Source organism: Streptomyces griseoloalbus (genome assembly GCA_014650015.1).
GTDB lineage: Bacteria > Actinomycetota > Actinomycetes > Streptomycetales > Streptomycetaceae > Streptomyces > Streptomyces griseoloalbus.
In genome coordinates, this window is sequence record BMUD01000045.1 from 1 (window position 1) to 12,052 (window position 12,052).

Consider the following 12,052-nt stretch of genomic DNA (forward strand, 5'->3'; position numbering starts at 1 on the left):
TCTCCAACATGACCGGCGAGGTCGCCGACCCCGCCCTGCTGTGCTCGGCCGACTACTGGGTGCGCCACGTCCGCGGCACCGTGCGCTTCGCCGACGGTGTGCGGGCGCTGTCCGGTGCCGGAGCGAACGCGTTCCTGGAGCTGGGCCCCGACGGCGTCCTGACCGGGATGGCCGCGCGGGTGCTGGACGGCGGCGAGGACGTCGTGTCCGTGCCGGTGCTGCGCAAGGACCGGCCCGAGGAGACCGCGCTGCTCACCGCGCTGGCCCGGCTCCACGTCACCGGCGTGGACATCGACTGGGACGCCTGGTTCCGCGGGACCGGCGCCCAGCGTGTCGAACTGCCCACCTACGCCTTCCAGCGCGAGCGCTACTGGCCCGAACCGGCCGCCGCGCCCGGCGCGGGAACCGGGCAGGACCCGGTGGACGCCGCCTTCTGGGCCGCCGTGGAACGGGAGGACCTTCAGGCGCTGTCCGCCACGCTCGACCTGGACGACACCGTCCTGTCGGACGTGCTGCCCGCGCTCTCCTCGTGGCGCCGCGGGCTCAACGAGCGGTCCCTGGTGGACGGCTGGCGTTACCGGGTGACCTGGCGTCCGCTGACCGCCACCGCCACCGCCACCGGGTCCTCGGTGGCCGAGGCTCCCTGGCTCGTGCTGATCCCGGCCGTGCTCGACGGTGACCCGTGGGCCGAGGCCGTCGCAGGTGCCCTCGGCGCCGACGCGGTGCGCGTGGTCTGCGCTCCGGACGACGCCGCCCTCGCCGCACGGCTGGCCGAGGCCGCCGACGGCACCGAGTACGCCGGTGTGGTCTCCCTGTTCGCCGCCGCCGCGGACGGCGGCGCCGACGGTGCCCTGCCGTCCGGTGCCGCCTGGCCCGACGCCCTGCTGGACGCCCTGGACGGCGCCGGGATCGCCGGCCGCCTGTGGGCCCTCACCCGGGGCGCCGTCTCCGTGGGCCGTTCCGACGCCGGAGCGGACCCCGTGCAGGCGGCGGTCTGGGGCCTCGGCCGGGTCACCGCCCTGGAGCGGCCCGACCGCTGGGGCGGACTCGTCGACGTCGACCACGTGGCCGACGCCCGCACCGCCGAGCGTCTGCGGGCCGTCCTGACCGCGACCGGACCGGACGCCGAGGACCAGGTCGCGCTGCGCGCCTCCGGCGCCTACGGCCGGCGGCTGGTCCGGGCGGCGGCACAGCGCCCGGACGCCCCGTGGCGGCCCACCGGCACCGTGCTGGTCACCGGCGGCCCCGAGGGCTTCGCCGGCCACGTCGCACGCTGGCTGGCCGGGAACGGCGCCACCGGCGTCCTGCTGGCCGTCCGCGGCGAGGCCGACGCCGGCGCGCTCGACGCGCTGCGTGCCGAACTCGCCGAGCTGGAGACCGAGTTCACGGTGGTGGCGCACGACCCGGCGGACCCCTCCGCCCTCGCCGGGGCGGTGGACGCCCTGCCCGCCGGCCGTCCGCTCACCGCCGTCATCCACACCGGCGACGACGGCGCCCCCGCCGAAGGCGCCGACGCACCCGGCGCGGACGCCCTCCTCGCCGCCGTGCGCCGGGACCTCGACGCGCTGGACGCGGCCACCGGGGACCGCGACCTGGACGCCTTCGTCGTCTTCGGCTCCATCTCCGGGATCTGGGGCGTCAGCGGTCAGGGAGCCGGCGCCGCCGCGGGCGCCTACCTGGACGCCGTCACCCAGGAACGCCGGGCGGACGGCCGTACCGCGGTCGCCGTCTCCTGGGGCGCCTGGACCGGCGCCGGACCGGACGGGCTCGCCGCCCACCTGCGCGCCAACGGCCTGCCCGCGATGGACCCGCACCGGGCCCTGACCGTGCTCGGCGCGGTCGTCGGCGACGCCGTCGCCGACCCGTCGGCTCCGGCCTCGGTGACCGTCGCCGACGTGCTGTGGGACCGCTTCGCGCCCGCCTTCACCCGCACCCGGCCCGGCCGCCTGTTCACCGAACTGCCCGAGGCGCGGCGCGCGCTGGACGCGGCCGGCGGCGGCGACCGCGCGGACGCCGGCACCGCCGGCACGCTCCGCACCCGGCTGCGGCAGCTCGACGAGCGGGACCGGCTCCCGTACGCGCTCGACCTGGTCCGCACCGAGGTCGCCTCGGTACTCGGACACGCGGGCGCCGACGCCGTACCCGCCGAACAGGCCTTCAAGGACCTCGGGTTCGACTCGCTGACCGCCGTCGACCTGCGCAACCAGCTCGCCGCCGCGACCGGGCTCACCCTGCCCGCCACCCTGGTCTTCGACTACCCGACGCCCACCGCGCTCGCCGCCCACCTGCTGACCGGGCTCCTCGGCGAGGACACCGGCCCGGCCACCCCGGCCGCGCGCGGGACGGACGCCGCGGTGGCCGACGACCCGATCGTCATCGTCGGCATGAGCTGCCGCTACCCGGGCGGAGTGCGTTCGCCGGAGGACCTGTGGGAGCTGGCCGTCGCCGGCACCGACGCCATCGGGGCCTTCCCCACCGACCGGGGCTGGGACCTGGACCGGCTTCTGAACGGGGACCGGGACGGCCGGGGCCGCAGCGTCACCCGCCACGGCGGCTTCCTGTACGACGTCGCCGACTTCGACCCCGACTTCTTCGGCATCTCCCCGCGCGAGGCCCTCGTCATCGACCCGCAGCAGCGGATCGTGCTGGAGGCCGCCTGGGAGGCCCTGGAACGGGCCGGCATCGACCCGGCCGGGCTGCGCGGCGGTGACACCGGCGTCTTCGTCGGCGGCGGCAGCGGCGACTACCGTCCCGCCATCGGCCAGGTCGGCCACGTCGAGACCGCCCAGTCGGCGAGCCTGCTCTCCGGCCGCCTGTCCTACACCCTCGGCCTGGAAGGGCCCTCGGTCAGCGTCGACACGGCCTGTTCGTCGTCACTGGTCGCGCTGCACCTCGCGGCGCAGGCCCTGCGCAACGGCGAGTGCTCCATCGCCCTCGCGGGCGGGGTGACCGTGATGTCGACCCCGGTCGGCTTCGTCGAGTTCGGCGAGATGGGCGCCCTGTCCCCGGACGGCCGCTGCAAGGCCTTCTCCGACGACGCCGACGGCACCGCGTGGGCCGAGGGCGTGGGCATGCTCGTCGTCGAGCGGCTCTCCGACGCCCGCCGCAACGGCCACCAGGTCCTCGCCGTGCTGCGCGGCTCGGCCGTCAACCAGGACGGCGCCTCCAACGGTCTCACCGCGCCCAACGGCCCCTCCCAGCAGCGTGTCATCCGCAAGGCGCTGGCCGCCGCGGGCCTCACCGCCCGCGACGTCGACGCCGTCGAGGCGCACGGCACCGGCACCGCGCTCGGCGACCCGATCGAGGCACAGGCCCTGCACGCCACCTACGGCCAGGACCGTGACCGGCCCCTGCTGCTCGGCTCGCTGAAGTCCAACCTCGGCCACACCCAGGCGGCCTCCGGTGTCGCCGGCGTCATCAAGATGGTCCTGGCGATGCGGCACGGCACCCTGCCGAAGACCCTGCACGTCGGCACGCCGTCCTCGCACGTCGCCTGGGACCCGGACGCCGTACGGCTGCTGACCGAGGAGACCGCCTGGCCCGAGACCGGGCGTCCACGCCGCGCGGGCGTGTCCTCCTTCGGCGCCAGCGGCACCAACGCCCACGTCGTCCTGGAGCAGCCCACGGCCGACGCCGAAACGGACGCCGGCGGCACCGCGCCCGTCCCGTCCGCCGAGGGAAGCCCGGCGGCCGACGGACCGCTGCCCGTGGCCCTGTCCGCCGTCACCCCGGACGCCCTGACCGAGCAGGCGGACCGCCTGCTCGCACGGCTCACCGACGGGACGGACCCGGACGCCGCGCACTCCGCCGCCTCAGCCGCCTCCGCCGCCTCGGTCGCCGACCTGGCGCTGTCCCTCGGCACCACCCGCTCGGCGTTCGAGCACCGCGCCGTGCTCGTCGCCGCCGACCGGGCCGAACTCCTCGACGCGCTCACCGCGCTCGCCGCGGACCGGACCGTCCCGAACGTCCTGCGGGGCCGCGCCGCCCCCGGTGGCCGGACCGCGTTCCTCTTCCCCGGCCAGGGCTCCCAGCGGCCCGGCGCCGGCCGTGAACTGTACGCCCGGTACCCGGTGTTCGCGGAGGCCCTGGACGCCGTCGCGGCCTGCCTCGACCCGGAGCTCGACCGGCCGCTGCGCGAGGTGATGTTCGCGCCGGAGGGCACGCCCGAGGCGGCCCTGCTGGACACCACCGGCTACACCCAGCCCGCGCTGTTCGCCCTCGGTGTCGCCCTGTACCGGCTGGTCGAGTCCTGGGGCGTCCGCCCGGACCTGCTGGCCGGGCACTCCGTCGGCGAGATCGCCGCCGCCCACGTCGCCGGGGTCTTCACCCTGGAGGACGCCTGCACGGTCGTCGCCGCCCGCGCCCGGCTGATGCAGGCCCTCCCGGCCGGCGGCGCCATGATCGCCGTACGGGCGAGCGAGGAGGAGGTCGCCGCACGGCTCGGCGACCGGATCTCACTGGCCGCCGTCAACGGCCCCGACGCGGTCGTGATCTCCGGCGACGAGGACGCGGTCACCGCCCTCGCCGAGGAGTTCACCGCACTCGGCCGGAAGACTAGGCGTTTGCGGGTGAGCCATGCGTTTCACTCCCTGCACATGGACGCCATGCTGCAGGACTTCGGACGGGTCACCCGGAGCGTGTCGTACGCCTCGCCCACGCTGCCCCTGGTGTCGAACCTCACCGGGGAGACGGCCGCACCGGAGCGGGTGTGCGACCCCGGGTACTGGGTCGAACACGTCCGCGGCGCCGTCCGGTTCGGCGACGGGGTACGCACCCTCGCCGCCCGCGGCGCCACCCGCTACCTGGAACTCGGGCCCGACGGTGTGCTCTGCTCCCTGGCGCAGGACACCTTCGACGCCCTCGCCGACGACAACCGTCCGGCCCCGGCCGCCGTACCGGCGCTGCGCACCGGACGCGACGAGGAGCGGTCCCTGATCGGCGCGGTGGCCCGGCTGCACGCCGAGGGCCAGCCCCTCGACTGGGCCGCGCTGCTCGACGGAACCGGCGCCCGCCGCGTCGACCTGCCGACGTACGCCTTCCGGCGCCGCCGGTTCTGGCCCGACGCGGCCCCCGCCACCCCGGACACCGCGGCCGGCGCCGGTGACGGCGACGCCGCGTTCTGGGCGGCCGTCCAGGGCGAGGACTTCGACGCCCTCGCCGGTGACCTGGGCGTCGACGGGGAGTCCCTGTCCCGGGTGCTGCCCGCCCTGCGGGACTGGCGCCGCAAGCGCGGCGACCAGGCCACCGTGGACGGCTGGCGCCAGCGCATCGCCTGGCGCCCCCTGAACCGGGCCGCCACCACCGGCACCCCGGCCGGCACCTGGCTGGCCGTGCTGCCCGCCGGAGGCGCCGACGACCCGTGGACCGCCGAGGTGCTGCGCCTCCTCGGCCCCGCGACCGTCCGCCTGGAGGCGGCCGGCGCCGACCGCGCCGGCCTCGCCGCCCGGCTGCGTGAACTGCAGGACGGCGAGGTCCCGTTCACCGGTGTGGTGTCGCTGCTCGCCCTCGCCGAGGGATACGACCCGCAGGCACCCGGCACCCCGCGCGGCGCCACCCTCACCACCGCGCTGCTCCAGGCGCTCGGTGACGCCCGCGTCGACGCACCGCTGTGGTGCCTCACCCGCGGCGCCGTCGCCGTCTCGCCCGGCGAGAGCGTGCCCGCGCCGCTGCAGGCCGCCGTGCACGGCCTCGGCAGGGTCGCGGCCCTGGAGTACCCGCACCGCTGGGGCGGCACCGTCGACCTGCCCGAGACCCTCGACGAGCGGTCCGCGCAGCGGCTCGCGGCCGTCCTCGCCGACCCCGGGGGCGAGGACCAGCTCGCCGTCCGGCCCGCCGCCGTCTTCGGCCGCCGGCTCGCCGCCGTACGGCCCGGCACCCCCCGCGACTGGCAGCCCACCGGCACCGTCCTGATCACCGGCGGCACCGGCGCCCTCGGCGCCCACGTCGCCCGCCGCCTCGCCGGCGCCGGGGCCCGCCACCTGCTGCTCCTGAGCCGCAGCGGCCCCGACGCGCCCGGCGCGGGCAAGCTCCGCGCCGAGCTCGCCGAACTCGGCGCCGAGGCCACCTTCACCGCCTGCGACACCGCGGACCGGGACGCCCTGGCCGCCGTCCTCGCGGACATCCCCGGCCACGCGCCCCTCACCGGCGTCGTGCACACCGCGGGCGTCCTCGACGACGGCGTGCTCGACAGCCTCACCCCCGAGCGGTTCGAGGCGGTCTTCCACGCCAAGGTCACCGGCGCGCTCCTCCTGGACGAGCTGACCCGGGACCACGACCTGGACGTCTTCGCCCTGTTCTCCTCCGCGTCCGCCGCGGTCGGCAACCCCGGCCAGGGCAACTACGCGGCGGCCAACGCGGTCCTCGACGCCCTCGCCGAACGCCGCCGCGCCGACGGCCTGCCCGCCACCTCCGTCGCCTACGGCGCCTGGGGCGGTGACGGCATGGCCGGCGACGGGCGCGCCGCCGCCCTCGCCCAGCGCACCGGCATCCGGCCGCTCGACCCGGACCTCGCGGTCCTGGCGCTGCGCCAGACCGTCACCGGAAGCGACCCGGTCGCGGTCGTCGCCGACGTCGACCCCGAGCGGTTCGTGCGGGCCTTCACCACGGTGCGGCCCAGCGCCCTGCTGACGGAGATGCCCGCCCACGCCGCCCTCACGGCCGCCGCGACCGCCGCCGGACGCGACGCCGAACGGGCCGCGCCCGAACTGCGCGACCGGCTGGCCCGGCTGCCCGGCAACCGGCGCCTGGGGACCGTGCTCACCCTGGTGCGGGAACGCGCCGCCGACGTCCTCGGCCACACCGGAACCGACCTGGTGGGCCCCGACCGGGCCTTCCGCGACCTCGGCTTCGACTCACTCGGCGCCGTCGAGCTGCGCAACCAGCTCGGCGCCGCCACCGGACTCACCCTGTCCGCCACCCTCGTCTTCGACCACCCCACCCCCGCCGCCCTCGCCGAGCACGTCCTCGGCCGGCTGCTGCCCGGCGACACGCCGGGCGGCGAGAGCACCGACGAGAGCGCGCTGCGCGCCGTCCTCGCCTCGGTGCCCCTCGACCGGCTGCGTGAGATCGGCGTCCTCGAACCGCTCCTGAAGCTCGCCGGGCGGGCCCAGGAACCGGCGGCCGGGGCGCAGGCGGAGGGCACCGGCGCCGAGGACGTGTCCGACGCGTCCATCGACGCCATGGAGGTCGACGACCTGGTGCAGGCGGCACTCAACGGCAACCTTGACGAACAGCGGGACTGACGGAGCGACCATGACCACGCCCAGCGAAAAAGTTGTCGAAGCTCTCCGGGCCTCGCTCAAGGAGACCGAACGGCTGCGACGGCAGAACCGGGAACTCGCGGCAGCCGCCGCGGAACCCATCGCCGTCGTCGCGATGAGCTGCCGCTACCCCGGAGGCATCTCCTCCCCCGAGGACCTGTGGCGGCTCGTCGAGTCCGGCACCGACGCCATCTCCGGCTTCCCCACCGACCGCGGCTGGGACCTCGACGCCCTGCGTGACGCCGGTACGGACGCGCGCGGCCACTCCGTCAGCCAGCAGGGCGGATTCCTCGACGGCGTCGCCGACTTCGACGCCGCCTTCTTCGGGATCTCGCCCCGCGAGGCCGTCTCCATGGACCCGCAGCAGCGCCTGCTGCTCGAAACCTCCTGGGAGACCCTGGAGCGGGCCGGCATCGACCCGCAGAGCCTGCGCGGCAGCGCCACCGGTGTCTTCGTCGGCACCAACGGCCAGGACTACGCCTACCTGCTGGTCCGCTCCCTGGCCGACGCCACCGGCGACATCGGCACCGGCATCGCCGCCAGCGCCACCTCCGGCCGCCTGTCCTACACCCTCGGCCTGGAGGGCCCGGCGGTCACCGTCGACACCGCCTGCTCCTCCTCCCTGGTCGCCCTGCACGCCGCCGCCCACGCCCTGCGCGCCGGGGAGTGCGGCCTCGCCCTCGCGGGCGGCGTCAACGTCATGTCCGCACCCGGCTCCCTGATGGAGTTCAGCCGCCAGGGCGGCCTGGCCGGCGACGGCCGCTGCAAGGCCTTCTCCGACGACGCCGACGGCACCGGCTGGTCCGAGGGCGTCGGCATGCTCCTGCTGGAACGCCTCTCCGACGCCCGCCGCAACGGCCACCCCGTCCTCGCCGTGATCCGCGGCTCCGCCGTCAACCAGGACGGCGCCTCCAACGGCTTCACCGCCCCCAACGGCCCCTCCCAGCAGCGCGTCATCGAGCGCGCCCTGCGGTCCGCCGGCCTGAGCACCGCCGACATCGACGCCGTCGAGGCCCACGGCACCGGCACCCCCCTCGGCGACCCCATCGAGGCACAGGCCCTGCTCGCCACCTACGGCCAGGGCCGCGACCCCGAACGGCCCCTGATGCTCGGCTCCATCAAGTCGAACATCGGACACGCGCAGGCCGCCGCCGGTGTCGCCGGCGTCATCAAGATGGTCATGGCCATGCGCCACGGCGTCCTGCCGCCCACCCTGCACGCCGACCGGCCGTCCCGGCACGTCGACTGGAGCGCGGGCGCCGTCCGGCTCCTGGGCGAACGCACCCCCTGGCCGGAGACCGGCCGCCCCCGCCGGGCCGGCGTGTCCTCGTTCGGGATCAGCGGCACCAACGCCCACGTCCTGCTGGAACAGGCCGAACCGGCCCCGGAGCCCGAAGAGCCCGCCGCCCCCTCCCGCACCCCGGCGGTCGTGCCGTGGCCGGTCTCCGCCAAGACCGAGGACGCGCTGCGGGACCGGCTCGCGCAGATCACCGCACCCACCGACGCCACCGCGCTCGACACCGGCTACTCCCTCGCCACCGGCCGCTCGGTCTTCGAACACCGGGCCGTGCTGCTCACCGGCGCCGACGGCGTGCCCGCCGAGGTGGCCCGCGGCCGGGCCACGGAACGGTCCCTGGCCGTCCTGTTCTCCGGCCAGGGCTCCCAGCGGCCCGGCATGGGCCGTGAACTGTACGCCCGCTTCCCGGTGTTCGCCGAAGCCCTCGACGCCGTACTGCACCGGCTCGACCGCGAACTCGACCGCCCGCTGCGCGACATCGTCTTCGCCGGACGCCGCACCCCCGAGGCGGACCTCCTCGACACCACCGGCTACACCCAGCCCGCCCTGTTCGCCGTCGAGGTCGCGCTCTACCGGCTCGTCGAGTCGTGGGGCGTGACACCGGAGTTCGTCGGAGGCCACTCGGTCGGCGAGATCGCCGCCGCCCACGTGGCGGGCGTCCTGTCCCTGGACGACGCCTGTACCCTGGTCGCCGCCCGCGCCCGGCTGATGCAGGACCTCCCGGCGGGCGGCGCCATGATGGCCGTTCAGGCCACCGAGGAGGAGATCACCCGCAAGCCGACCGGCGGCGTGTCGGTGGCCGCGGTCAACGGCCCGGACGCCGTGGTCGTCGCCGGCGCCGAAACCGAAGTCCTCGCGCTCGCGGCCGAGTTCGCAGCCCAGGGGCGCAAGACGCAGCGCCTGGCGGTGAGTCACGCCTTCCACTCGCCGCTGATGGAGCCGATGCTCGACGCCTTCCGCCGGGTCGCGGAGGCACTGACCTACCACGAGCCCGTCGTCCCGGTCGTCTCCAACGTGACCGGCGAGATCGCCGGCCCGGAGCTGTTGTGTTCGGCGGACTACTGGGTGCGCCACGTCCGGGAGGCCGTGCGCTTCGCCGACGGCGTGCGCGCGCTGTCCGCCGCCGGAGCGAACGCGTTCCTGGAACTGGGCCCCGACGGCGTCCTCACCGCGATGGCCGCGCGGGTGCTCGACGGCACCGCCGACACCGTGTCGGCCGCCGCCCTGCGCAAGGACCGCGCCGAGGAACGCGCCCTGCTCACCGCCCTGTCCCGGCTCCACGTCGCGGGCGTCCGCGTCGACTGGGCCCGCTGCTTCGACGGGACCGGCGCGCGCCGCACCGACCTGCCCACCTACCCGTGGCAGCACGAGCGGTACTGGCCCGTCCTGATGGCCGCCGCCGGCGACGTGTCGGCCGCCGGTCTCGTCTCCGCCGAACACCCCCTGCTGGGCGCCGCGGTCTCCCTCGCGGGCCTCGACGGGGTCCTGTTCACCGGACGCCTCTCCGCGCAGACCCACCCCTGGCTGATGGACCACACGGTGGGCGGCGTCGTCGCCTTCCCCGCCACCGGCTTCCTGGAACTCGCCGTGCGCGCCGGCGACCAGGTCGGCTGCGACCGCATCGACGAACTCACCCTCGCCAAGCCGCTCATCCTCACCGAGGACGCCGCCGCCGTCGTCCAGGTGTGGGTCGGCGCGCCGGACGAGACCGGCGCCCGCAAGGTCACCGTCTACTCGCAGACCATGGACGACCCGGAGCAGCGCTGGACCGAGCACGCCAACGGCGTCCTCACCACCGGCGAGCGCACCACCGCCTTCGACGCGAGCGTCTGGCCGCCGCGCGGCGCCGTCGCCGCCGACCTCGAGGGCTTCTACGAGCGCACCGAGTACGGCCCCGTCTTCCAGGGGCTGCGTGCCGTCTGGCGGCGCGGCGACGAGGCGTTCGTCGAGGTCGCCCTGCCGAGCCAGGTCGACGACGCCGAGTACTACGGCATGCACCCGGCCCTCCTCGACGCCGCCGTGCAGTCCGTCGGCTTCGTCGGCCTCGGCGACGGCAAGAAGCTGCTGCCGTTCTCCTGGTCCGGGGTGTCCCTGCACGCGGGCGGCGCCTCCGTGGTCCGCGTCCGCGTCGCCCGCGTCGGCGAGGACTCCGTCTCCATCGCCGCGGTCGACGTCGAGGGCGCGCCCGTGCTCTCCGCCGAGTCGCTGATCCTGCGCGTCCCCTCCGCCATCCAGGCCCCCGCGCCGCGCAGCGGCGAACAGGACGGCCTGCTCCGCCTCCAGTGGACCCCCGCCCCCGACACCGGCGCCGACACGGACGTCCACTGCGCCGTCCTCGGCGCCGGCACGGGACTGCCGGGCACCACCGTCACCACCCTCGCCGACAGCCTGGCCGCCTCCCCGCGGCCCGAGCTGGTCCTGGTACCGCTGGACGGCGGCGGCGAACTGCCCGCCGCCGTCCACACCCTCACCGCCCGCGCCCTCGACCTGGTGCGCGAGTGGCTGGAGCTGAACCCGTCCGGACCGTCCCGGCTGGTGTTCGTCACGCGCGGCGCCGTCGCCGCCGACACCGGCGAGCGGGTGCACGACCTCGCCGCTGCCGCCGCCTGGGGCCTGGTCCGCAGCGCCGAGGCCGAGAACCCGGGCCGCTTCGCCCTGCTCGACCTCGACGCGGACGTCACGGGCGCCGCCGCCGGCACGCTCCTGGGACGGCTGCCCGCCCTGCTGGCCGGGGGCGACACCCAGTTCGTCGTCCGCGACGACTCCGTACGCGTCGCCCGGCTGGCCCGGCTGACCAGCGGCGCGAGCCTGCTCCCGGTCGCCGGACTGCCCTGGCGGCTCGACAGCGACGACCGCGGCACCCTCGACGCCCTCACCCTGGCCCCCGCCCCGGAGGCGCTCCAGGCACCGGAGGGCCGGCAGGTGCGCCTCGAAGTGCGGGCGGCCGGGCTGAATTTCCGCGACGTGATGAACGCGCTCGGCATGTACCCGGGTGAGGCCGGACTCCTCGGCTCGGAGGCCGTCGGTGTCGTCGCCGAAATCGGCCCCGAGGTCACCGGACTGCGGGCGGGCGACCGGGTGATGGGCATGGTGCCCGGCGGTCTGGCCGACACCGTGCTCATCGACGAGCGCTACCTCGTCCACGTCCCCGACGGATGGACGGATGAGCAGGCGGCGTCGATGCCGCTGGTGTTCCTGACCGCCCTGTACGCCTTCCGTGATCTGGCGGGTCTGCGGGCGGGGGAGTCGGTGCTGGTGCACGCCGGTGCGGGCGGTGTCGGCATGGCGGCGGTGCAGTTGGCCCGGCATCTGGGTGCGGAGGTGTTCGCCACCGCGAGCGAGGGCAAGTGGGAGACGCTGCGGGGTCTGGGGCTGGACGACGACCACATCGCGTCCTCGCGTGATCTGGGCTTCGAGGAGAAGTTCCGGGCGGTGACCGGTGGCCGGGGCGTGGACGTCGTACTGAACGCGCTCGCGGGTGAGTTCGTGGACGCGT

At 76.2% G+C, this 12,052-nt stretch carries 1 protein-coding gene and 1 pseudogene; both read left to right on the forward strand.

Annotated features, from left to right (window positions below; genetic code table 11):
- Nucleotides 1-8: 8 nt before the first annotated feature.
- Nucleotides 9-7,241 (forward strand): annotated as a pseudogene (locus tag IE178_RS34500) (type I polyketide synthase); the annotation flags it as partial.
- Between the two features lie 10 nt (nt 7,242-7,251).
- Nucleotides 7,252-12,052 (forward strand): type I polyketide synthase (locus IE178_RS34505; protein WP_193514999.1); only part of this gene is annotated, 4,801 nt, incomplete at its 3' end.